This window comes from Nostoc sp. MS1 (assembly GCF_019976755.1).
In the GTDB taxonomy this organism is placed as follows: Bacteria; Cyanobacteriota; Cyanobacteriia; order Cyanobacteriales; family Nostocaceae; genus Trichormus.
The window spans coordinates 716,405-742,447 of record NZ_AP023441.1 but is presented as its reverse complement, the minus strand read 5'-3'; the positions used below and the strand labels follow the sequence as shown (position 1 = coordinate 742,447).

The 26,043-nt window shown below is 39.5% G+C and carries 15 protein-coding genes and 1 tRNA gene; 10 read left to right on the top strand and 6 right to left on the bottom strand.

Annotated elements, in window-relative coordinates; translation table 11 throughout:
* The first annotated feature begins 40 nt into the window (after window positions 1-40).
* Window positions 41-1,906: an alpha-amylase family glycosyl hydrolase gene (locus NSMS1_RS03190; protein WP_224090933.1), complete on the top strand. Its 1,866-nt coding sequence runs from the start codon at window positions 41-43 to the stop codon at window positions 1,904-1,906.
* A 48-nt stretch (window positions 1,907-1,954) separates the two neighbouring features.
* On the opposite strand, the gene NSMS1_RS03185 is transcribed toward NSMS1_RS03190, so the two are convergent.
* The 5 genes from NSMS1_RS03185 to ruvB form a co-directional block, all read right to left on the bottom strand.
* Window positions 1,955-6,604, bottom strand: coding sequence for an eIF2A-related protein (locus tag NSMS1_RS03185; RefSeq protein ID WP_224090931.1), 4,650 nt, complete (start codon window positions 6,602-6,604; stop codon window positions 1,955-1,957).
* Between the two features lie 684 nt (window positions 6,605-7,288).
* A complete protein-coding gene (locus NSMS1_RS03180; RefSeq protein ID WP_224090929.1) occupies window positions 7,289-8,335 on the bottom strand; it encodes a DUF1822 family protein in 1,047 nt (348 codons plus the stop codon).
* A gap of 39 nt (window positions 8,336-8,374) precedes the next feature.
* Window positions 8,375-9,892 carry a hypothetical protein gene (locus NSMS1_RS03175; protein ID WP_317986571.1) on the bottom strand — a complete coding sequence of 506 codons (1,518 nt, stop codon included), beginning with the start codon at window positions 9,890-9,892 and terminating at the stop codon, window positions 8,375-8,377.
* Window positions 9,893-10,208: 316 nt separating this feature from the next.
* Complete coding sequence (locus NSMS1_RS03170) at window positions 10,209-11,015, bottom strand: tetratricopeptide repeat protein (RefSeq protein ID WP_224090927.1); 807 nt, start codon at window positions 11,013-11,015, stop codon at window positions 10,209-10,211.
* Window positions 11,016-11,120: 105 nt separating this feature from the next.
* Window positions 11,121-12,221, bottom strand: a complete 1,101-nt coding sequence (gene ruvB, locus NSMS1_RS03165) for a Holliday junction branch migration DNA helicase RuvB (protein ID WP_224090925.1) — start codon at window positions 12,219-12,221, stop codon at window positions 11,121-11,123.
* Between the two features lie 154 nt (window positions 12,222-12,375).
* On the opposite strand from ruvB, the gene hisF reads away from it, so the two are divergent.
* From hisF to NSMS1_RS03130, 7 genes are all read left to right on the top strand, one after another.
* Complete coding sequence (hisF, locus tag NSMS1_RS03160) at window positions 12,376-13,149, top strand: imidazole glycerol phosphate synthase subunit HisF (RefSeq protein ID WP_224090923.1); 774 nt, start codon at window positions 12,376-12,378, stop codon at window positions 13,147-13,149.
* A 105-nt stretch (window positions 13,150-13,254) separates the two neighbouring features.
* Entirely contained in the window at window positions 13,255-13,446 is a 192-nt protein-coding gene (locus NSMS1_RS03155) for a hypothetical protein (RefSeq protein ID WP_067768637.1), read from the top strand.
* Between the two features lie 91 nt (window positions 13,447-13,537).
* Window positions 13,538-13,610, top strand: a tRNA-Ala gene (locus tag NSMS1_RS03150).
* Between the two features lie 504 nt (window positions 13,611-14,114).
* Window positions 14,115-16,751 (top strand): site-specific DNA-methyltransferase, encoded by a 2,637-nt coding sequence (locus NSMS1_RS03145; RefSeq protein ID WP_224090918.1) that lies wholly within the window; start codon window positions 14,115-14,117, stop codon window positions 16,749-16,751.
* Between the two features lie 13 nt (window positions 16,752-16,764).
* The gene (locus NSMS1_RS03140; RefSeq protein ID WP_224090917.1) at window positions 16,765-18,123 is read left to right on the top strand and encodes an AAA family ATPase; all 1,359 of its coding nucleotides are present in this window, start codon (window positions 16,765-16,767) and stop codon (window positions 18,121-18,123) included.
* A gap of 10 nt (window positions 18,124-18,133) precedes the next feature.
* The gene (locus NSMS1_RS03135) at window positions 18,134-18,649 is read left to right on the top strand and encodes a PIN domain-containing protein (protein WP_224090916.1); all 516 of its coding nucleotides are present in this window, start codon (window positions 18,134-18,136) and stop codon (window positions 18,647-18,649) included.
* A gap of 13 nt (window positions 18,650-18,662) precedes the next feature.
* On the top strand, window positions 18,663-21,503 hold the full coding sequence (locus NSMS1_RS03130; RefSeq protein WP_224090914.1) for a BPTD_3080 family restriction endonuclease: 2,841 nt from the start codon (window positions 18,663-18,665) through the stop codon (window positions 21,501-21,503).
* Between the two features lie 190 nt (window positions 21,504-21,693).
* On the opposite strand, the gene NSMS1_RS03125 is transcribed toward NSMS1_RS03130, so the two are convergent.
* On the bottom strand, window positions 21,694-23,385 hold the full coding sequence (locus NSMS1_RS03125; protein WP_224090912.1) for a potassium channel family protein: 1,692 nt from the start codon (window positions 23,383-23,385) through the stop codon (window positions 21,694-21,696).
* A gap of 236 nt (window positions 23,386-23,621) precedes the next feature.
* On the opposite strand from NSMS1_RS03125, the gene NSMS1_RS03120 reads away from it, so the two are divergent.
* Both NSMS1_RS03120 and NSMS1_RS03115 read left to right on the top strand, forming a co-directional pair.
* Entirely contained in the window at window positions 23,622-24,374 is a 753-nt protein-coding gene (locus tag NSMS1_RS03120) for an ABC transporter ATP-binding protein (protein ID WP_224090910.1), read from the top strand.
* 167 nt (window positions 24,375-24,541) lie between these two features.
* Complete coding sequence (locus NSMS1_RS03115; protein ID WP_224090906.1) at window positions 24,542-25,990, top strand: BamA/TamA family outer membrane protein; 1,449 nt, start codon at window positions 24,542-24,544, stop codon at window positions 25,988-25,990.
* The last annotated feature ends 53 nt before the right edge of the window (window positions 25,991-26,043 follow it).

The window sequence follows — 26,043 nt, the reverse complement described above, 5'->3', positions numbered from 1 at the left end:
GATTGACAGAAATAGTATCTTGGATACTTAAGGAAAGAGTATGCTTCAATCAATCTACTCTCAAGAAATTGATGATATCTTCAGTCAAGTTAGAGATCAGGCACTGAGGAATGGTAAAAAATCTGTGCAAGTTGGTGATCAGGTAAAAGAAATTCCTACCCCTTTTCCATCACCAGCAGATTGGCGGGATACTTGGATTTATTTTATTATGGTAGACCGCTTTAATAATCCATCCAGTCCACCCAAGAAAGCTTGGAATGCTTTAGGTGATGAAGGTTTGGTTTTCCAAGGTGGGACTTTTGAAGGTATTCGTCAGCAATTAGATTATTTAGAAAAGTTAGGAGTGGGAGCAATTTGGATAACTCCTCCTTTGAAAAATTGTCAATATAAACGTAGTTATCACGGTTACGGTATTCAAGATTTCTTACAAATTGATCCGCGATTTGCTTCTGATAAAAATAACCCAGAAGCGGAATTACAAAGATTAGTTGATGAGGCTCATGCACGCGGAATTTATGTAATTTTTGATATTGTACTTAATCATGCTGGTAATGTTTTCACCTATTTAATTAATGAGCAAAAGGTGGAATCATTTTCCTTTATTGATGAACCAAATAAGCCCTATGATGTGATCTGGCATGATCAAGAAGGCACGCCAGAATGGAGAAATGCCGAGGTTAATGACGTTCAAGAACTTAATCCCGATGCGGCTGTATGGCCCAAGGAACTTCGCCAGCTTGAGTTTTTCCGCAGGAGAGGAACTAGAGATGATACTGAACAAGGTGGCGATTTTAGTGACTTGCGAGAGTTCGTAACTGCTAATCCAGAAGTACAGAATATTCTCATCCGTATTCATCAATATTTGATTGCCAAGTTTGATATTGATGGGTTTCGTATTGATACCTTGAGGTTTATTGAGCCAGATTTTGCGAGAGTTTTTGGTAATGCGATGCACGAATTTGCTTTAAGTTTAGGTAAGAGAAATTTCTTTACCTATGGTGAAATCTGGGCGAATGAGGACAATACAGAGGAAAAAATTACTCGCTTTGTGGGTCGCAATGCAGCCGAACCTGGTGATTTATTGGGTATTGATGCGGCGCTGGATTTTCCTTTATTCTTCCAATTACCCGGTGTGTTTAAAGGACTTAAAGAACCAAAAGCATTGGCTGATGTGTATATCAGACGCAGAGAAAGTCTGCGAGGTATTATCAGCTCTAACGGAGAGGTAAGTAGATTTTTTGTCACCTTCTTCGATAATCATGATTTGAAGAGTCGCTTTTATTACAGCAACCCAGACGAACCACAAAAGTTTGATGACCAAGTAACTTTAGCGATCGCTTGTTTGTTTGCTTTGCAAGGTATACCCTGTATATACTACGGCACAGAGCAGGGACTCAATGGTGCGGTTGATAATATCCCATTTGGTGATTTGGTGGTACGTCAAGCTTTATGGGGTAAGCCAGGAGGCGGCTTTAATACTGACCATCCCTTCTATAAAGCAATTGCTGAAATAACTCAGTACCGTAAAACCCATCCAGCACTGCGTTATGGACGGCAATATTTTCGTCCTATATCTGGCGATCGCATTAATTATGGCGTTTCACCCTTCAAATCTGGTGTGGTGGCTTTCACACGCATTCTCAATGAGCAAGAAGTGGTTGTAGTGGCGAATACGCACACAGAAACTCAACAGTCTATCTATGTGATTGTTGATTACAATCTCAATTCACAAAACCCGACTTACAAGGTTTTATATAGCAATAAAACTACATTTACTCAACCAGAAAAAGTCACAGAGCAAAGCGGTGTCAACATCACAGAACCTAATGGTCAAAAGAGTTATGGGCCAATTAGAGCGATGAAAGTGACACTACAACCGATGGAAGTCCAAATTTTGGTGAAATAACATATTTGAGACTCCCACTATTTGAGAGTCTTAAATATGTTACTTGCATTATGGCTTTGCGATCGCTTGGGGTGATAAATAGCTAACTGTACCCTGGCGATCGCAAAAACTTTTTTCATCGGGTTTGACATGAGGATTATTATCTAAATAACCTCGCACCCAACTACAACCGCGCCCAAGTAGATGGTCTAAATCATCCAAGTATAAATACAATACGAAAATGTCATATCTGCTGCTACTGGCTAACATCTTGCCATCAGGACTAAAGCGCACGCTCCAGACTTTATCTTGGTAGCCTTGTATGGTACGCAAGAGAGTACCGTCAACGCTCCAGATTTTTACAGTATTATCACCACTAGCAGTAGCTATTAATTTACCATTGGGGCTGAAGGTAACATTATGAACTACATTGTTATGCCCTATTAATGTATGCAGAAGTTTACCGTCAACACTCCAGATTTTTACAGTATTATCCCAACTGGCGCTGGCAATTAACTTACCATCCGGGCTGAAGGTGACGTTGTTGATACCACTTGTATGCCCATATAAAGTTTGCAGTTCTTTGCCGTCAATACTCCAAATTTTGATTGTTTTGTCCCAACCAGCCGTAGCAATGCGCTGACCGTCAGGGCTGAACACTGCACTATTAACCACAGCCGTATGTCCTGTGAGAGTTCGCCGCAATGTCCCGTCTCGATTCCAGATTTTGACAGTTTTATCTTCGCTGGCTGTGGCAATTAATTGACCATCGGGGCTGAAGTTGACACTCCAGACTGTATCTTTGTGTCCTAATAGAGTTTTCAATAATTTACCGTCTCGATTCCAGAGTTTGGCAGTTTTATCCCAACTAGTCGTAGCAATTAACTTTCCATCTGGACTGAAACTCAGCTTATTGACCTTGCCTTGATGCCCTTTAAATGTGTGCAGTTGTTGAAGTTTATCTTTGCCCACACTCCAAAGTTTGGCGGTGTTATCCCAACTAGCGGTAGCTATGGACTTACCATCCGGGCTAAATACTAGGTCAAAGACTTCATCTTGATGACCCCGAAAAATTATACTGTGGGGGCTATTGAGTTGCCAGATTTTAGCTGTTTTGTCATTACTAGCTGTGGCGATGGATGTACCGTCTGGGCTGAAGGCGACGCTATTGACGGCATCATTGTGGCCGTAGAGGGTTTGTATTTCTTGACCGTTACGGTTCCACAGTTTGACAGTTTTATCACCACTGCCTGTAGCAATCATTTTACCATCTGGGCTGAATGCTACACTGTTCACGCCATTTTGATGACCTTTGAGGGTTTGCAGTTCTTTACCAGCCAAACTCCAAATTTTGGCAGTTTTATCACCACTGGCGGTAGCAATTTCTTTCCCATCTGGGCTAAAGGCGACGCTCCAAATCATATCTTCATGGGCGGGGAAGCTGCTTAATTCTTTGCCCTCAAGATTCCACAGTCTCACGGTTTTGTCCCAGCCGACACTGGCAATTAACTTACCATCAGGGCTAAAAGTGACACTGTTGACTTTATTCGTATGTCCTTTGAGAATATGTAGGAGTTTCCCGTCTCGACTCCAGAGTCTCACAGTGTTGTCCCAACTAGCTGTGGCAATTAACTGACTATCAGGACTAAAGGCTACTTCCAATACCCCTTTGTTATGCCCCTTTAGGGTGTGTAAGATTTTACCATCTCGACTCCAGATTTTCGCTGTTTTGTCCCAACTGCCTGTAACTATGAGTTTACTATCAGGGCTGAAAGCCACACTATTGAAACCCTCTCCTTGAGATTCTTGTAATGTGACTGACTGTTGTTTACCCTCTCGATTCCAAATTCTGACGGTTCTATCTCTGCTGGCGGTAGCAAGGACATTACCATCAGGGCTAAAGCTGACACTTTCTAGTATCCCTTGATGTTTTACTAGACGGTTTTTCTCTCTGACAAAGTTGATAGCGTGGAGTAGAGTTTCCGTAATTTGCGTGCGTGTGTTGGCATCAATTCCTACAGTGTTTTTAAGGCGGCTACCAGCTTTGATACTGGCAATTAAACCATCAAACTCTCGATTAGCACTTAGTAAAGATTCGGCTGATGCTGTAATAGCTTTAATTTCGCTGATACGTGCCTTTTGTTCTTGCCACCAAGCAAAGCCTGCTAGACTGATGGCTAAAATTAAGCCAGCAAATAGAGAGGATACCGTCAGTTTACGTCGGTGTTGCTGCTGTTTAAACTCTAGTTCCCGCAGTTCTAAACTCAATTCAATGAACTTGATTTCGTGGATACTGAGTTCTTGCCAGCGTTGCACCTGCCATTCTTGGGCATCTATCAAGGGTTTACCCCGTAATAATGTACCTTGATCATGTCCAGTATTTTCCCATTGGCGAATTGCTAAACGCAATTGTTCTCGCCAGCGCAGAAAGTCACTATCGACTATGAGCCAATGTTCTAATCGTTGCCAGTTTCTAATTAACGCTTCATGGACGATTTCTACGGTTTCTTCGTCTGTGGACTCGTTGCAGTTAGTAACTACTAACCGGGAAGAAGCCAGATGTGTAACTAAATCCCAGTTTTCCGGCTTGATTTCTTCACGAGTTGCCAAGCGCCGGGTAGCCTCTGTTTCGTCTCCTAAGCGCACCAATTGAATAAATATTTGTTGCGCCCTTTTCCTGTCGGCTTTGGGTAATTGGGCGAACACAGACTCAGCATGGTTGGCTAAGGCTGCTTCTACACCGCCAATTTCTTCATAAGCTTGATGAGTTAAGAGCCGATTTTGCTGTTTTGACCATAACTGAGTAAGGGCAAACTCCAGTAAGGGCAAATGTCCTGGCTGTTTATCGATTTCGCTGATTAATTTATTGGTTAATCCTGTTTCTAGCCCTACCTGCATTTGTTGGGCAGGCTGTTCAATTACTTGACGTAATTCTTCTTGGTTCATCGGCCCCAGGTTGTACAATGCTCCTTGCAAAGCGTCGCTGAAGGGGCGGTAAGATAGGGCATAGCTGTAAAAGTCAGCCCGTAAAGTTAAGACGATGGTGAAAGCGGGTGTGAAGTTATAAGCACTGAGTAATAAATCTAGGAAAAGATGACGCTGTTCCTCTGGGCAGAGGGTGTAAAGTTCTTCAAACTGGTCGGCAATGAGGATGATCCGCGCCCCGAATTGATGCTGGACAAACTTTTCTAGGATGGTGTGTAGTAATTCGGGATTTTGTTCTAAGGCGATCGCTAAATCTAATTCTACTAGGCGAGTATTAGTATTATCCTCTGGCAACCCTAGTATATTTTCTAAGGAAATGTAGGGACAGAGTTGTTGTAAATTCACTAATGCAGTTGCCAAGGCGGCAAAGGGATTTTTCCCTGGACGGAAGGAAATGATATGGACGTTCAAGTCTTGGCGCAATTGGGGAGTTAACCCAGCAAATACTAAACTCGATTTACCACTACCACTCGCACCTACTACAGCTACCAGCCGCTTTCTTTTTACTGCCTTAACCAAATTTGCGGTAAAGTCTTCTCTACCAAAAAATAAATCTGCATCTTCTTCGCGGAAGGCAAATAAACCCCGATAAGGACAAGGGGGAATACCGCCTAAATGCACCCATGTCGGTGGTTCTATTGATGGGTTCTGGACAATTACAGGTAGCCACGAAGCACAGGGGAAATTATCTTCTAACCCTTGTAATTGTCTGCGTGCCTGTTGCACTGCTAAGTATAAAGGTTGTCCTTCGATGGCGAAAGCTTCTAGGAAATTTTGAAAAAATTTTTGGGCAACAAAATTTGGCACTGGTTCTCGCATGACAATTACTTGGGGAATGTGCAGTTCTCCCAAAGCATTCGCTAAACCTAGTCCATCGCAGGAGTTGAAAATTGCTAACTTTAATCCTCTGGCGATCGCAGCTTTGAGGGCTTCTTCTAATTGGGCAATTGTGAGACTATTATTGGTGGGAGCGTCATTAAGGTAAATTCTGCCTGTGTTACCTTCGCTTTGACTATGACCTGCAAAAAATAAGATGTCCCAACCTGAAGCATCCCACAGTTGTTTGTTAAACTCTTGCCGTGAGGGTTGGTGTAGCTGGACAACTTCGGCAATATTTTCTAAGTTCCGTAAGAAATCGGCTTCTGCTTGTAAGTCAATGCCTTCACTACTGCCGAGAATAGCCAAAATTCTCACCCGATTTCTATTACACAGGGGTTGGGCTGTGTCTCGACGATGGTAATCTGGTCTGGAAAGTGCTGGTTCTGCTTTGGGATAATCACGAATAAAATCCCAGTAATGCCAAGGTAGCCGCCGCAAGCTGTCATCGTTGGTTTCTAGAATGACGCGAATTTCTTCATGGCGACTCAGTTGCGATCGCAATTGTCTTTCAATTTCCAGAAATTCTACGGACTTTAGCCATGTATTAATATTATCTCGTAACTGTCTGCACAATTCGCCAAAATCGAATAGAGAAACGTTAGTGATTGCTCCTAATTCTATTTCTAGTAGGTCATCTTCTTCTAACTCGGCAGAACGCATAGGTTGACGAGTACACAATGCTTGATAATTTGCGTGCCAGTCTCTATATAGTTCCACCAAGTCTGGCGCAGATGGTAGGCTACCAAGAAACTGTTCTGGTGCATAATGACTTGCTGACCAAATTTGAGCTGTCACACAAGGAAATCCAGCGTGCAAGTCACCATTGCCTAAATTTATGACAACTGTCTTGCTCATATATATTTATTTATGATGACGTATATAAGGGCTTTTACCTACAAGCTGAATTTATAACTTTTTGGGTATTTACGCTAGATACCTTTATGAGCATTTATCAGTTATTTTCTCCTGCTGCCCATTTTGACTTGGCTAACGCAGTGCTTTTAGAAATTAAGTATAAATACCATATTCATATAAATTCTTACTTGAATGAGGTACAGAACAAGTATTTTAAAACGTAGAGGAAAGCGCAGGGTAACGCAGAGGTTTACCCAGTTCATTACGGCTACTTACTTATAGCGTTTCCCATTCTGGTGAGGTACAAAATCACCCCTCCCTAACCCTCCCCTTGCCAAGGGGAGCCACTGCGTTGCGGAGCCAGTTGCGTGGGCGGGTTTCCCGACTTGTTCGCGCAGCGTCTCGCAGAGAGCAAACTGGCGTGGGGTTCCCCCCGTTGTAGCAAGTGGCGTGAGGGTGCGCGATAGCGCGGGTGGGGTGTATTTAATGTGCTTGGGAATTGCTATAGTCCCCTAGTAGATTAAGAAAAGTTATATTTAATTTTGGGAAATAATATTGATTTGTATGGATTAAATATCTTGTTTTATCGGTGTTTATCTGCGGTTAATTATTCTTATCTTAACCGTCTAGGCGAAGAACTCCGAAAGCAAAAAGATTTAGACTTGTTTCCTATTCTCTGCTATACTATAATTCAAAAGATTCTCTGATTTTGATAATATCTAAACTAACTTCAACGCTAAACTGTTTTCCTTTATCTCCATGAAAAGGATTTAGCTGGATATAACTGTCGTGACTTCTGGATGTCACTTCACATAGCAATTTTCCTGCTTTTGATAATAAAGTTAGTTTGAGGTTAGGTCTTAAAAATTTTGCCCCGGCTGTTGGATGTAACTGAATTGATACACGTAGTTTTTCTTCCGGTTGTGCTTGAATATTAACTAACATAACCACAGGATAGCTACCGAGTTGCATTCCTAAATTAAGAATTTTACCTCGCTTGATAGTCTCGACGTTAGTTCTGGTACTCAAAGCTAAATTAACTTCAGGATTAATTAGTGTATCAATTAACTGCCACTCATCTGGGAAAATGCCTTGTAGCCATTGGCTTAATTTAGTTTTAGCGTTAGCTAATAATTGTGGCAAATTTTCTGTGTTGTTGATAGTTTCAGTTTGCGGCAAAGGAATCATTTGAGCGGACAAAAAACGACAGTAGAATAAAATATGATTAGGTTCTGTGTCAAATTCTACTAGGGGAATTTGATAACAACTATTCCTGGGTGGCAAATTCATCCTATCTCGATAACTGATCAGCTGGTCGTAACGAAGAATACCTCTAATAATTATTCCCGCTTGTTCTTCTAAAACTTCGATAATTACATATATATGAGCAACTGAACTCGGTTTAATAATCCTATCTTCAGGGATAATCACTAATTCATCTAGTAGATGTTCTGTGACAATTAAATAAAACTTAAACTCGCCCAATTGAAGATGATTAAAATTATCAATAATTTGATTATCTTGATGAATATTTTGCTCTGGTAGATGTTGATGCAGCCATTGAGAAAATCCTAATGTTGCTAGTACATTAAGGTAAGCTTGCCACTGTTGAAATTCACCTATTACCTGCTGACTCAGGTTTCTGGCTACGTCAAAGTGTTCTGATTCTAACCAGATTAATTCCGGTAATAAAAATCTTAAGTTGTTTGAACTTTCATGGGTTGTCATCATTAGTTTCATCCTCACAATCACTGAAATATGTTAAGTTTGCTAGCTAGCAATTAATAGGCTTGACAAATAACACCGGAGTTTTTGAGCATACAAGCTATTTAAAGAACGGTTTTTTCCTGCTCTAATTTCTTCTCCTGCTTCAATAAAAACTTCTACATCAACAAAATTTTCAATTTCCTCAACCAAGGTTTTAAGATATTCAGGTTCAGGGGGAATTGTGGTTAAACCTTTAGCATGGGCTTTTTGTAAGATAATATCAAGTAGCTTCTGCACTGTTAATGCACGTACCTTATTCAACAGTTCGCCGGGATTTAAGATGCGTCGTGTTTGATCCCAGCTTGTCATCCCTAAAAGTGGGGCAATTTCTTTCAAGGATTTATAATCACAATAATATAGTTGTAACCCAGACAGATATTTCTGAGCAAAGGGAGCATAACTTTTACTATTTTGTAATTTAGTAATTGTATTAATAATTTCTTGACTGATCGCCTCAGATACAATCACTTGGAATTGTTGATGTAAAAATTCTAGAACTTCTTGTTGTTCTAAATTCGATTCATCGTAAGAAACTGTAGGTAAATCTTTTCTTAAGGTGTATACACCAGTATCATAGTCTGGAATTTCTAAAGGTTCTCGACAACTCCAAATATCATATTGTCGTAGTTGGCTGGCTACTTGTTTCAGTTCAGTTTTTAACTCATCTGTAGTATTGAAAATAATATTTTCTTGTTGTAAGCAAGATATCATTTCCTGCAACTGAGCATTAGTAGGGTCTGGACATTTACCCATTTCTATCTGTTTTCTCTCCCGTCTATCTCGCCGATAAACTGCATGAAATGCGGCAATTAATTGGCGCGATCGCACGGTTGTGCGTTCTAGCTGTTTAGCTCTGACCCTATTTAATAATGACCAATCACTATGAGATTGAAAACCAAATTCTGATAAAAATTTCCTCAGTTCTGGGTTTTGTTTTGTTTGCAAATATGCCCAATTATCTAGGCTCATGCTTAACTGCGAGTCATGCTTAAATTTACGTAAAATTTCCACCGTAAACAACTTATAAGTTGTGATTTGTGGAACTCCACGTTCATCTAATACTAATTGAATTTTGCGATCGCTATCCAAAATCACTAACTTGTTACCGTCATCATCCAGCACACAGCTTAATAAATCTTGATAACTGAATGATTTTTCCCCACTGAAAAGGCTATCAATTTTTTGACAGGCTTTAACGATAGGGTAGGAAACATAACACCGTAAACACAAACCAGCCAAACCACGATGAATTACATCCCCTCCAGTCGGATGATGAGCGTAGAAATCACCTAGCAAAGTACATTGGATATCATCATTTGGGCGATGATTAACTAGTTGCTGAAAAAAATCTCGCGCTAAAGACAAGTCGAACAGTTTATATCCTACCTGCGGGTTAGCAAGATTGATTCGCCAAATCGTCCAATACCTTGACATTGATGCAGCATTCATAGTTACTGCTTCGCCTCGCATTTGCTGAAATTTTGAGTCACATACTTGCATTAAATAACTAAATGTCAGCATTTTGAACTCATGCGCTCAAATTGTGGTTTACATAGCAGGTAACAGGCTAAAAGGCTGTTGCTTTTTAATCCGCTAACTGCTGTAGAACCACAACACCAAACGAGAAGTTAAAAGATAAAAGTCTAGGCTCAATCAGATTTCATAATCTTTAATCAGAGGAATTTTTTGTTCAGTCATGAATACAAGCAAGGCGTTTCAACTTATGCAGTTGACTAATGACCAATAACTTCAACGTCTCTCTCATCAAACAAGGAATCCAAAGACTAATCCTTTAAACCCTCTGTTCCTCTGTGTCTCTGTGGTTCAAACTCTACTCTCATTCCAACCGCAAAAACCTATCCAAAGCAGCCACCAGACTCGGAGGCCAGCGACGCACATTTTTCACCCAGTTCATATCCTTATAGCGACTATCCAAACCATAAGCCGCAACCCAATTACTTTCTGCTTCCCCTTGTTGTCCATTCACCCAATAAGCAGCTGTCAAAGCAGCACGTACATCAGCAAAACTGGGGTATTTGCGAAGAATATTCCGCATTTCATGAATTGCCTCGTCTTTTTGCCCAATTTCATACAGAGCAATGGCATAATTAGCACGGGCAAAGGCAAAGTTAGGCGCTATTTCAAAAGATTTTTTATAATCAGTGATCGCATCTTCCCATTTTCCTAAACCAGCTTTGGCATTTCCCCGATTGTTATAAGCCATTGCATCATTAGGGTCGAGTTCTAACACATGATTATAATCGGCGATCGCTTCTTCCCATTTTCCCAAACCTTCCAAAGCTGTACCACGATTCAAAAAAGGATCAGTGACATTCGGCGCTAGTTCTATGGCTTTGTTGTAATCTGTGAGTGCAGCTTGTAGCTTATTCTGACTCACTCGTGAATTACCCCGGTTACTCCAAGCACCAGGATTTGTCGGGAAATTGTCAATAATTTTTGTCCAATATTGTTCCGCAGTGACAAAATCACCCTTATTTGTAGCGGCGAATGCTTGATTTTTCCATTCCTCACCTTGTTCTATTTGTTCCTGAGTAATCAAGGGTTGTTGAGATTGTGCCATGACTGGTTTAACCCAGCCAAATACAAGTAACAAACACAGAACAACACTAATTAACTTCATCATTATTAGGGAGTAGTGAATGGGGAGTGGAGAGTTGTGGGAGAGAAGGAAGCAGAAGAGAAAAAACAACTGTCTTCTGCCTCCTGCCTTTTGACTAATGACTAATGACTACAGTAAAGATAACTGTTCATTAGGTGGTGTAAAACCCATATGTTTGTATGCGGCTTTCGTCGCTATGCGGCCGCGTGGGGTTCTACTGAGGTAGCCGATTTGCATAAGATAGGGTTCGTATACTTCCTCAATGGTTTGAGTATCTTCACCTGTGGCGGCGGCTATGGTTTCTAAGCCTACGGGGCCGCCGTTAAATTGTTCAATAATTACACTTAACATACGGCGGTCTGTCCAATCTAAGCCGCAGGGATCTACTTGAAATAACTGTAATGCTTCGGCGGCGATGGGTTGGGTAATTTCTGGACATAATTTGACTTGGGCATAATCACGGACACGCTTAAGTAACCGATTGGCAATCCGTGGTGTTCCCCGCGATCGCCGGGCGATTTCTACTGCACCATCTTCGCTGACGTTGGTTTGCAGTAGTTTGGCGCTACGTAGGACTATTTTACTGAGTTCGTCAACTTCGTAGAAGCGGAGTTTTTGAATTAAGCCGAAGCGATCGCGCAATGGTGAGGTCAATGCACCGACACGGGTTGTAGCCCCCACTAAGGTAAACTTGGACAAGGGTATACTGCGAATCCGGGCGCTAGAACCTTTACCTACAGTAATATCTAAGCGATAGTCTTCCATTGCCGGATAAAGAATTTCTTCTGTCATCCGCGATAGTCTATGGATTTCATCAATAAATAGAATATCACCGGGTTTTAAGTTCACTAATAACCCCACAATATCCCTTGGACGTTCTAAAGCTGGCGCACTGGTGATTTTGTAATTGACTCCCATCTCCGAAGCTAATATCATTGCCATTGTTGTTTTACCCAATCCTGGCGGGCCGTACAGTAGCAAGTGATCCAAAACTTCACCACGGGACTTGGCTGCTTTGATGGCTATGTCCAGTACATCTTTGAGGTCTTTCTGCCCGATGTAGTCGGCAAATTTCTGGGGACGAATGCTTTCTTCTTGCTTATCCTGTTCATCAATAGCCGCTTCTGGCTGCAAAATATTTTCTTTGGAGGCTGCTGGTGCTGACTCCCGGCGTTTGTTTGGTTGTCCGTTTGGTTCTGGAGGCTGTTTTTTTGAGGAGATTATCGCCATAATTTAGCTTGCAACTTTAAGTTTAGAACTGTTTACGCTCAATGCCCGCCGTATTAGTGCTAGTAGAAACTGGGGCGAAGATTTTGGTGAGGAAATACACACGTCAATTTAAAATTTAGGTTTCGGACAATTACTCAAACGTAAAAAAATAATTATGTTATCTAAAAGAATCTTACCTTGTTTAGATGTTAAGGCGGGACGGGTTGTTAAAGGAGTTAACTTTGTTAACCTCAAGGATGCCGGTGATCCCGTAGAACTGGCGAAGGTTTACAACGAAGCTGGGGCGGATGAGTTAGTGTTTCTTGATATTACAGCTACTCATGAAGACCGGGATACTATCATCGATGTGGTTTACCGCACAGCTGAACAAGTGTTTATTCCCCTGACTGTAGGCGGTGGGATTCAATCCTTAGAAAATGTTAAAGCTTTGTTACGCGCCGGGGCTGATAAGGTTAGTATTAACTCTGCGGCTGTACGTGACCCAGACTTAATTGATCGAGCAAGCGATCGCTTTGGTAATCAGTGCATAGTTGTGGCAATTGATGCTAGACGAAGGCTCGATCCTAATAATCCTGGTTGGGATGTTTACGTGCGAGGGGGTAGGGAAAATACGGGCTTGGATGCCTTATCATGGGCTAAGGAAGTCGCAAAACGTGGTGCAGGGGAGTTATTAGTAACCAGTATGGATGCGGATGGTACGCAAGCTGGTTATGATATTGAGTTAACAAGGGCAATTGCTGAGTCTGTAGAAATACCAGTTATTGCTTCCGGTGGTGCTGGTAACTGTGAACATATATATACCGCATTAACCGAGGGGAAAGCAGAAGCGGCTTTATTGGCTTCACTTCTACATTACGGGCAACTCAGCGTAGAAGAAATCAAGAATTATTTGCGCGATCGTCAAGTTCCCGTCCGCTTGTTTGCCTAATTCTGAAGACATTATTGAAATAAGACCACATCTATCTAAGGTTAGATACAGTTCTCTAAAAGGATGTTAAGATTGATTTATAAGTATGAATAAATATTAAAAAACATGTTGATACCTATATTATTATTTGATGTAGCACTCGTGGCTTGGTCGCTGCACCTGATGGAGAAGGCAGTAGCCAACAAAGAATTTTCTCTCATGTTGGCAGGGACATTAGTTGCGCTTGCTGCTGCGGCTATGCTAGTCGTTTATTTTTTGATGGGTCATTGTATGAGCTATCTGTTACAAGTCAGGTAAACCGTAGCCATAAATGACTATTATGATTTAATCATGTCGAGGTAACTTGACAAAATATAAAATATAAATTAGTATAGATGACGGACTGTAAGGGGTTATAGCTCAGTTGGTAGAGCACTTCAATGGCATTGAAGGGGTCAGCGGTTCGAATCCGCTTAACTCCATTTATTACTTATTGTGTGTCTAAAAGTATCAAACTTTTTAAAGGAAATCTTATGCTTCAATTGTAAATCGGCAATATTTGGACTGCAATTTTTTAAAGTTGGCAGAAATATTGTAAAAAGATATTTGTCGTTTTACTTTTAGTTATTAATTTAATTAAATTAATCTTATACATCAGAAATTTACACTTACCTCCTGTCGCGTTGCACTAATCATAAGGTTTTAAAATTACAGGTTGTAAACTTAGCTAACTTAGGTATTAACAGAAAGAAGGATATTTATAACTATAATCAGCAATACAAGTAAAGTTCTTATGATTTCATTACTTGGAAACTGATTTGTTAGAAATAGCAATAGTCGTAATATGCACCCATAATACGCATTTGGTTGGAAAAATTCATTAACACAGTAAACTAATAGAAAAGTTAAATCGTAAAAATTTTAAAGAACTGGTATAACAAGGCAATTAAATTGTAAATTAGAAGCTCTGAGGCAAGGAAATCGATATGGCAAGGCAGAGGAAATCAGAGCAGAGAGAAATTGAGCAATATAAGCACGAAAATAAGGAACGAGCAAATAATCCCCCAGTTGGGCTAGTGAACCCAGACACTGACCCAGAAGAGAGTGCTAAAAAGTATGCCTACGATCCTCACATTGATCCTCAGCTAGATTGGGCTGGGAAAGCAGAGCATACTAGTTTTGAAGTGCCTACAGTTTCGCTGCACGTCCATGAACGTATAGACCCACGCACGATTATTGAAGCAGTGCGAAAGCGCAAGGATGAAAAGGTTAAACAACTGTCCTTATTTCAAACCCCAGAAGAAAATCTACCAATTCGACAAGCTATTGAGTTTTATAAACACAAACATAACTGGACAAACCGCTTAATTGCTGGAGACTCCCTTTTAGTGATGAATTCACTATTAGAAAAGGAAGGCATGGCAGGGCAGGTGCAAATGATTTATATCGACCCGCCCTATGGAAGTCAATATAATTCAAATTTTCAACCATTTGTAAATAAACGAGACGTAAAAGATGGCAATGATGAGGATCTAACCCAAGAACCAGAGACTATCAAAGCATTTAGAGATACTTGGGAGTTCAACATTCATTCTTATTTAACTTATTTACGCGATCGTTTATTACTGGCAAAGGATTTACTTCTTGAAGAAGGTTCTATTTTTGTGCAAATAGGTGATACAAATGTCCATCGAGTTAGGTGCTTAATGGATGAAGTATTTGGCAGTGATAACTTTTGTATGGAAATTGTTTTGATGAAAGCAAGCAATCAGTCATCTAAATTATTGCCAGGTGTCAATGATTTCTTGCTATGGTATGCAAAAGATATCAGCAAGGTAAAGTATAAAGAATTATTTACAGAAAGTGAGGCTATAGAAAATCCCAACGAGCGATATATTTGCGTTGAGACAGAAAATGGAGAACTTATTGACCTTTCTTTAGCACAAAAAACGGGGAAACAAGAATTACCAAAAGGTCGTATTTGTAGACTATGGCCAACATTTTCTCAAAGACGTGGCAGCGATAATTCATTTAAATACACTTTTAATAATGTTGAGTATGAGCCACCTGCAAGATATGGCTGGCAAACCAATATCACAGGTTTAAATCGTTTAGCGGCTGCTGGAAGATTACATCCTATTGGGAAATCACTAAGATGGAAAGTCTATCATGATGAATTTCCATACAAAACTTTAAATAGTACTTGGTTAGATTTAAGACCAGGTGGATTTGGCGAACAGAGAATTTATGTTTTACAGACTGATTATAGAGCAATAGAACGTTGTCTTTTGATGACAACTGATCCAGGAGACTTGGTATTAGATCCAACCTGTGGTAGCGGTACTACAGCATATGTTGCAGAACGCTGGGGAAGACGTTGGATTACTTGCGATACTTCTCGTGTATCTATTACTCTTGCAAAACAAAGGTTGATGACTGGAATTTTTGATTATTATGAATTAGCGGATATCAAAGAAGGTTCAGGCGAAGATTTTAAATATAAAACAGTATCACGTATTACGCTGAAATCCATTGCCAACAACCCAGAAATCAAAGAAGAAATGGCAAGGAAAGAAATTGAGGAAGTGATTCAAAAACACGCTGCCAAAGTAACTCTTTACGACCAACCTCTAGTAGATAAATCAAAAGTAAGAATTACAGGTTTATTTACAGTTGAGTCTGTTCCTGCACCAACTGTTAAACCCCTGGATGATATTGAAGGGTTAGCCGATACTCCAATTGCCGATCAATCTATTGCTCGTTCTGGGGAAACCATAAGACAGGCAGAATGGCGAGATGAGCTATTAAAAACTGGAATTCGAGGCAAAAACGGTCAATATATTTTCTTTTCAACTGTAGAGCCTTTCTCAGGTAAGCGCTGGCTCCATGCTGATGCTGAAACTAAACCTATTTATCAAGAAGATAATACATCCCAAAGCATCAGTAGTAGTGAAGAGAAACCTATGCGTGCTGTAATTTCATTTGGCCCAGAATTTGCTCCTCTAGATCAACGCCAAGTAGAAATGGCACTTCAAGAAGCGGAAACTCTGCGTCCCAAACCCAAGTTAGTTATTTTTGCTGCCTTTCAATTTGACCCCGAAGCTGCAAAAGAAATTGATGAAACTGACTGGTCTGGTGTCACTCTGCTCAAGGTACAAATGAACGCGGATTTACTAACACAAGACCTAAAGAAAAAACGTGCTAGTAACGAGAGTTTTTGGCTAATTGGTCAACCCGATGTTGCACTTCGTCGTATTCATCGAGGAGAAGATACAGGTAAATGGGAAGTAGAAATTCATGGCTTCGATTACTACAATACCAGAACTGGAAATATTGAATCTGGTAATGTCGAAAAAATTGCCATGTGGATGCTTGATACTGATTATGACGGCAGAAGTGTTTTTCCTAGTCAGGTTTTCTTTCCAATGGCAGGAGAGAAAGATGGCTGGTCACGTCTTGCTAGGAATCTTAAAGCCGAGATTGATGAAGATTTAATTGAGTCATATCGAGGAACTATTTCATTACCTTTTGAGATAGGCACATATCAACGTGTTGCCGTGAAAATAGTTGATGATAGAGGAATCGAATCGCTAAAAATAATTAGATTTACAAATAGTAACTAGTTTAATTTTACATATGCTAACCAATATTAAACTAAAAAATTTCCGAGCATTTCAAGAAGATATAGATGTTCATATCAGACCAATTACAATTTTAATTGGACGTAATAGTGCTGGTAAATCCACACTTATTAAGTTTTTGCTTATGCTCCAGCAGACTCTAGAATCTAGTGAATCTAATGAAGGTGAGTTTTTTTCTACTGAGGGTCGGCATGTTAGTCTAGGAACTTTTAAAGATTTAAAAAATACAAAGACTCGTAGTAAGGTAATGCAATTTACTTTAAATATCAAAACAAATTACTTACCTGATATTAGAATCCAACAAATTAGAGAAAAACTCCAAGAAAGTAAAGCCATACCACAATTAGAAGATAATAGCATTAATCTATCAATTAATTTAAACACAAATTTAACTTTTAAAACTGAAGAAATTCCAGGTAAAGTAACTAGTATAAAAGTTGATTCACAAATAACTACAAATGATCTAATGGCTGACTTTTGCATTTACGGAAGTATTCCATATACTGGTAAACAAGCTCAACACACTGTTAGTTGTAAAATTGGTGGAAAAAAAGTTATCTATAAAGAAGAAACAAATATTAGGCGCACTAGGTTTCTTAACTTTCCTCTTCCAAATGATCCCGTAGAGATACTCAAATCTGCCTTTGATAATCTCTATCTGGATGGTATAAGAAATGAAATTATATCCATGCGGCATTTATCACCTGTTCGTGAAGAATCAGAAAGAAGTGTCATATTAGGTAGTCCCCCCCTGGATGATGTTGGACATAGAGGTGAATACGCTATGCCTCATTTACAACGTTTGCTTACAGAGGGTGGAGAAAGAGCAGCTTTTGTTTTACGACATATTGAATCTGTTGTTGATATTGAGGAAGTTAAATTTAAATCTCAAGTAAAGGGTTTTATTCCTGAATTCCGAGCCAAAAATAAGCTAACTGGTGCAGAATCTTATCTAGTTGATTTTGGCTTTGGTGTTAGTCAATGTATACCAATATTTGTACAAGGAGCTTTACTAAGCCGAGGACAGTTACTAATTGTCGAACAACCGGAAGCTCAAATTCACCCCACTGCACAACTCGAAATGGGTTCTTTTTTTGCCGAATTATGGACACAAAGAGGTGTTCCGTCCATAATTGAAACTCATAGTGAAAATATCATTATTAGGTTGCGTAAGCTGATTGCAACAGGAGAATTGGATTCAAAAGATGTCACAGTTGCATATTTTTATATCAAAGATAATTCTGTGCAAATAAAAAATTTAGATATTAACTCAGATGGAAGTATTGAAAAAGGACTTCCTATGAAGTTTTTTGGAGCAGATATTTTAGAAGCTCTCAGCATTGATATTATATAATTAGGAAAAAATGACAAATAATACTAAATTAATACCAATTGTAATCGACACTAGTGTATTTATACATATACTAAATCCAGAAAGGAATACAGGTAGGCATATTGACATACTACTTGCTAGACTTGCATTTACACATCAACTGCAAATTGACAAAGCAGGTAAAATCGATATTGAGTATAAAAGGAAGCTTATAGAAGTAATCGAAAATATGGACGAGCAAAGGTTTGAGAAACATACCCTTGAGTTCTGGATTTTAATCAAACAAAAAAATATAATAGATATTGAACCATCAGAGCAATTAAGAACCGGCATAGCCAAAATTATTAATGATAAAACCAAGAGTGTTGATCGTTGCCTTGTAGCAACCGCTGCTTTAACTACTGCTGATTTAATTACTAATGATGAAGTAGATATTTTGAATAATGCGACAGCTATAAATAAAGAAATTAAAAGAAATCGTCTTAAAAAAATTAACTTAATGAATTCTCAAACAGCACATACTACTTACTGTATAAATACGAATTAAAGATGATGAGTCCTTGTTAGGGATTATTGAAAAAGCTATGTTAACCCGATCAGAAATTCGCCCGCTTATTATAAATTCCCCTTACGAGGAGCCAAAAAAGTATTTGCAATATAATTACCAAACTCGTCTGTTTCAACTTATAGAAGGTAGAAGACCCGCAGGTTACACCATAGCTTCGGAAAACTCAAAATATTTTGATGATCCTGGTAAATTTGTTGAAATACCTTTAGTTAACCAAATACGTCAGCGTGTCAAAAATTGGTGTGAGAATGGACATCCTGGTGTTACAGGTGTTACGAAGCGTTTATTAGAACATTGGAACAATTTAGAAGAACGTGACTTTCCGTTCTTCTTTTGCCAATTAGAAGCAATAAAAACCTTAATCTGGTTAGTGGAATCTCCAGCATCTGAAAAGGTTGGTATTGATATTCCCTCTGATGGTGGAGAATTTCAACGTCTCTGCTGCAAAATGGCAACAGGTTCAGGAAAAACTACTGTTATGGCAATGCTAATTGCCTGGCAAATCCTCAATAAAGTCACCTATACAAGAGATCCTCGTTTTTCCAAAGCTATCTTTATTGTCGCCCCCGGACTCACGGTTAAGAATCGCCTACAAGTTATCATTCCATCTAGCAAAACCAATTATTATGAGATTTTTAACATTGTTCCTCTTGGTATGTATGATAAGCTGCGTCAGGGTAAGGTCTTAGTTCAGAATTGGCACGCTCTCAAGTGGGAAACTAACGAACAAATTGCTAAGAAAAAGAGTGTAGATAAGCGTGGAGCAAAAAGTGACGAGGCTTATGTTAGAGATGTTTTAGGTGAACTTGCTAGTTTTAGAAATATTTTAGTAATTAATGATGAAGCACATCATGCTTGGCGTATTGCTGCTGAATCCAAAATAAAGGGTATTAGCAAAGAGGATATTGAGGAAGCAACGAAATGGATTGGTGGGCTTGATCGCATCCATAGAGCTAGAGGAATACTCACCTGTTTTGATTTCTCTGCTACACCCTTTGTACCTTCTGGGAAGAAAAGTTTGGAGGAAACTTTGTTCGGCTGGATTGTTAGTGATTTCGGGTTAAATGACGCTATCGAGTCAGGCTTAGTTAAGACTCCTCGTGTTGTAATTCGTGATGATGGTAGACTTAATTTGAAAGATTATAAATCACGTTACTATCATATATATAATGATATTGAAGTTAAAGACGATTTGAATCGCAAAGCAAAACCAAATGAACCTTTACCTGATCTACTCACTAATGCTTACTATTTATTAGGTAAGGACTGGTTAGAAACAGCTAAAGCTTGGGAGCAAGCTGGACATAAAGTTCCACCAGTAATGATTTCGGTTGCTAATCGTACTGAAACAGCAGCCCGGATTAGGTATGCCTTCAATCATCATAAAATTCAAATAGAAGAACTTTGCATTCCAGAACGTACTCTCCAAATAGATTCTAGTGTTTTGAAAATGGCAGAGTCTCAAGAAGAAAGTTATGAAATACAATATATTACTTTAGATATTAATGAAGATGATACATCTAATGAAGAGAGTACGCTCAAGTTAACTAAACAGCAACAAGCAGAGCTTTTAAGAATAAAGGTTGATACGGTTGGTCAAGTTGGTAAACTAGGAGAACAAATTCAGAATGTTATTTCAGTGGGAATGCTATCTGAAGGATGGGATGCTAAAAATGTAACTCACATTATGGGTATTAGAGCATTCACCAGCCAACTTCTTTGCGAACAAGTTGTAGGTAGAGGCTTGAGAAGAACAGCTTACGATCTTAACCCAGAAACAAACTTACTTGAACCGGAGTATGTCAATATTTTTGGCGTTCCCTTTACATTTATTCCCCATGAATCAAGTCAAGAAAAAACACCTTTACCTCCTAAACCTAAAACAGAAATAAAACCTGATCCAGAAAAGCAACAATTTGAAATTCGCTTTCCCAATATCATCCGAGTTGAATACATTTTTAAACCTGAACTTAAGCTGGATTTAAGTCAAGTTGAGCCTTTAGAGTTAGAGGCTTCTGACACGAGTACAAGAGCAGATTTAGCGCCACTTGTTGATGGTAAACCAGATGTTACAAAAATTAAGGATATTAATCTGGAAGATTCAAATCGCGAATTTCGGATGCAGACAGTTGTCTTTAAGACTGCCAGCGATATTTTTGATCAGATGAAACCTGGATGGAAAGGTAATCGAGAATATTTACTAGGCAAGTTGATTAGATTAGTTGAAGACGTTGTTCAATCAGATTTAATCAGAATTAATCCACCTTTATTGAATTTAGATGAAATTCGACGGCGGATTATTATTACTCTTAATTTAAGTAAAATAATTAAACATATATGGAATGCTATATATTTAGAAAATACAGAAGTAGTTGAACCTGTTTTTGACCCAATTCATCCAATTCGCTCTACGGGTGATATGCGCTCATGGTATACAGGTAAGCCATGTGAATATACGCAAAAATCACACATAAATTGCTGTGTTTTCGATAGTACATGGGAAGCTAGTCAAGCATTTGAATTAGATAGAAACTTTAATGTTGAAGCTTGGGTTAAAAATGACCATCTTGGATTTGAAATCTTCTACATATTTGAAGGAGCGGTTCATAAGTATAGACCAGATTTTATTATTCGCTTAAGAACTGGAAGTTTCTTAATTCTAGAAACTAAAGGTAAGTATACAGTAAAAGATGAAGTTTTAACTTCATCTTTAAAACAGTGGATTCAAGCAGTTAATCAGCATGGTGGCTTTGGTTTTTGGCAACAAGATATATCAAGACATCCATCTGACATTAAAATGATTTTAGATAGGGCAGTTTCTTTATCAAAATGAGATTCACTCTTTAGCCTGAATATAATTAAGTGAATGTATTGTATAAAATGTTCCATTTCAGTAAAAATGAATTAAGACATATTAACACCACCTATTCACCTATGAAGTGATTACTTTAAAGAAAAAATTATCTAACTTTTTGTTAAGAAGGTGCTAAGAAAATTCATCAGTTGTTCCTTGGCTCCAATTCCTAATCTCCAACTCCACAAGCCCGTTCATCACGCCACAGTTTATATAACTGATTTGCTGGCATTGTTAAATATAAAACATCACCTTCACTAAGATAGGTCGCTAGTAAATCCCAACCCTGAATCCTTATACCATTTGTTTCTACATACAAAGGCACAAAGTCAGCGACCATAGCTATATCTTTAACTAAATGACCACAGAAGGGATGTGAAGGTGTAATTAAAGTAGCAAAGGCTACCCACAGTTTATCGGCTGTGATGCCATTACCCAGGATGCGTCCGCCTAAAGCCGCAGCTGCAAACGCCGGGGCTGCTAATTCGGCTGAACTTAACACAGCCTCAAAGTCAAATAATTGTTTTGCCATACCTGCAAAATCAGGATCAGCATAGTGGACAATTACAGGGATTTTGGGGGCTAAACCTTTAGCTTTGAGGGCAATTTCTATATTAGTAGCATCATTTGTAGTCACAGCCAGCACGGCGGCGGCACTATCTACATTACTGGTTTTAAGTATGGTGCGGAAGCTGGCATCACCTTGAATGACAGGAATCCCTAGCCCACGCACAGAGTTAACATATTTGTTGTTGGAGTCAGTTTCAATGACTATTACTTCATAACCACTGGTATGGAGTTGCTGAACGATTTTGCTACCGATACCACTCAAACCACAGACAATATAATGATGACGTTGAGGAATCCTAGCTGCATCCCAAAATTGCTTAAAACGTGTACCTAAAACAAAATCGGTGAGCATGGCATACCAAATACCAATCACTACCGCCCCAACTAGCATCATGACGATGGTGAATAATTTGATACTGTTGGGAGCATTTTCTGCAACTTTGTCATTACCACCAGCACCAGTAATCATGCCTACAGAAAAATAGAGAGCATCTACTATAGATAGGCTCAATTCAGTAGACATATAGGTGATAGTGGCAATCATAACTATTGCTAGTAAGAGAATTGCACCTACGATGACTGATTGCCCATGCTGTTGAAATTGCCGTAGGCTGGTGATAACTTTGAGAAATTTTTTAATTAGGGATTTGCGGGTAGAACGGATACGGGGTTGGATAGCAACAATTAAGCGATCGCCTACTTTTAAGTATTGTTCACCTAGTACAGCCTCTACCAAATTTATCTCCCCTTCTATGGGTAAATAATAAATTGCTACTCGTGCTGGATTTTCCCATAAATCACTTAACTTACGACCACACCACGGATGATTTTCATCAATATATTCTTCTTGAACAGGCCAAGTCTGCTCATATAACTTAATTTGCCCGATCGCTTGATTTCCTAAAGCGGCGAAAGTCAATAACGGTGCAGCTAAACCCACTACACTCATACTCAAGTGATCGCTCAGAGTTTGATCTAAGCGATCGCCTAAATTAGTATTGTAAAAGCGGTTAATAATCCGAATATGCGGGTTTAACACCCTGGCCTGCATCATAATTGCTAAGTTCACTTCATCATCCGAGCCAGCAATCACTAAAGTATTTGCTTGATTAATACCTGCGGCACTAAGAGTAGCAACCGTATGTAGATTACCAACAATTACATCTCCTCCAGCTTCGCCAGGAATGGGTTTGTGATGAATACCGACGACAAACGCACCCTGCTGTCTCAGCAAACGGAAGATTTTATATCCAGTTCGTCCTAAGCCACAAACAATAATTCGGGGTTTCATGTATAGCAGGGAACATCTGACAGAAACAGGCTTTCAAAACATTGTGGCTTAATGATGGTTGACAGAACTGTAACTGAAAACACTTGAGGAAAAGTGTTTGGAAAGATGGTTGATTTTATCCAAGCTATAGTGGAAACACAAGCACTATTTTTGGCTGATGTAGGTTAGACAAGATAAACATAATAAATGTTTAATAGCTGATAAATATTTATCCTTAAATTAATAACTGAATGATTATGGCAAAGACTATTTCCTTCACTGACTCCTTAGTTCCTAATCCTGTACCAAAATCAGCAATTATTCGTTTAGAAAACATCTTTAAAATTTATGGTACTGGCGAAACAGAAGTCAAAGCTTTAAATGATGTGAATTTGGTGATCAATGAGGGTGAGTATTGTTCGATTATGGGGCCTTCTGGTTCTGGTAAATCTACAGCGATGAATATTATTGGCTGTTTAGATCGTCCAACGGGAGGACATTATTATTTAGATAATGTGGATGTGGCGCAAATGAATGATGCAGATTTGGCACATATCCGCAATAGAAAATTAGGGTTTGTATTTCAACAATTCCATCTTCTACCGCAACTCTCAGCTTTAGAAAACGTCATGCTACCGATGGTATATGCTGATGTCAACCCAAATGAAAGACGCGATCGCGCTACGGAAGCCTTGATTCGTGTAGGCTTAGAAAAACGCCTCAACAACAAACCCACTCAACTATCGGGGGGACAACAACAAAGAGTTGCGATCGCCCGTGCTATTGTTAATCGTCCTGTAGTCCTTTTAGCAGACGAACCCACAGGCGCACTCGATTCGCGCACCACCCAAGAAGTTTTAAATATTTTCACAGAATTGAATGATGGTGGCATTACTGTAGTTATGGTGACACACGAACCAGAAGTTGCTCGTCAAACTAAGCGCATCGTCTGGTTTAAAGACGGACAAGTTGTCAACTCTCACTTGACTCCAGAAGAATTAACAGAATAGTTCGTCATCGCCTGCGGCTAAAGCCGAAAGATGAGGAAGAGGGGGGAGTAGGGGAGCAGAGGAACAGAGGAGAAAAACTAATGACTGTTGACTATGGACTAATGACTAATTAGTTGCTTATACCGACCAAAATGAGGCAAAATTAATAACACTAATTAGTTGCCAATATGCGTGTTCCAATAGTTGTAATTTTGGTGGTGGGGCTATTAGTGAGTTGGGAATGCCAGCCAGTACTGGCTAATGTTCCTGTATTTATTGATGGATATGCCAAATATGGGGATTATGTGGGCGTTCCTGAAGCGGATGAATTTTCTCAAATAATTGTTAAGGATGTGCAAATTCGCTTTCTTAATGACAACAACCAGTCAGTTGATGACCAAGGACAACCTGTAGAAGGACGCACTCAAAAAGATTTTATTTTGAGTTTGTTAAAACTCCAGCCTGGTCAGATATATAGTGATCAAGCACTACAGGCGGATTTGCAACGATTGAGGAAGCTAGAATCATTCACTGATGTTAGGGCTTATCGAGAAGACAGTCCTTTTGGGGTGAGTGTTATTTATGATATTAAAGAACGCCGCTATCCTAGTTGGAATTTTGGCGCTGGTATTAATGATGATATCGGCTTATATGGTCAGGTAGGTTATAGGGATGCCAATATTAGTGGTTTGAATGACCAACTGGCGACAAATATACAAGTTAGCGGTAAGGATGTGCAATTTAGTAGCCAATTTATTAGTCCTTATCGTCCGGGGGAACCAGAACGTTTAGGTTATAGTGTCAGGGCTTTCCGCGATCGCCGCATATCCGCTACATTTGATGATGAAGTGAAACTACCTAACGGCGACAGAACCAGGGAAGGTAGATTTGGTGGTTCTGTGGCTGTACTGCGTTCTTTTGATGAGTGGGATGCAGCTTTAGGGCTTAACTATACTCGCATTAGCTTACGTGATAAAGATTACAATGTCGCTCAGGTTGATGAATTTGGTAATCCTCTTTCTGTAAGTGGTAAAGGGATTGATGACCTATTTACATTATCCTTTGCTGTGACTAGAGATTTACGCGATCGCCGCTCCAACCCGACACAAGGTTCTATTCTCACCCTCAGCACAGAACAAGCCATACCTTTAGGTCTGGGTAACATTTTTAGTAATCGCATCCAGGGAAACTATATTCAATATCTCCCAGTCACATGGTTAGGTAAACAGAATTACATAGATAATCCAGAAATGGTGGCAGTCAATTTGCAACTAGGGACAATTTTTGGAGATTTCCCCCCGGCTGATGCTTTTAACTTAGGTGGAATCAATTCTGTACGTGGTTACAGTTCAGGAAAACTCGCCAGTGGTCGCAGTTATGGTTTAGCTTCTGTAGAGTATCGTTTCCCTATAGTGGAGTCACTTGGCGGAGTTGTGTTTACTGATTTCGCCTCAGATTTTGGTTCAGGTAAAACAGTTATCGGAGAACCGGGTGAAGTCAGAAATAAACCAGGAAGCGGCTTTGGCTACGGCGTAGGAGTTCGCCTCAACTCCTCCTTCGGCTTATTTCGCGGCGACTTAGGAGTGAACGACCAAGGAGAAATCAGATTTGAACTTACTACTGGACAAAAGTTTTAAATTGGTCAGTTGTCATTAGTCATTAGTCATTAGTCATTAGTTTCTTCTCCCCT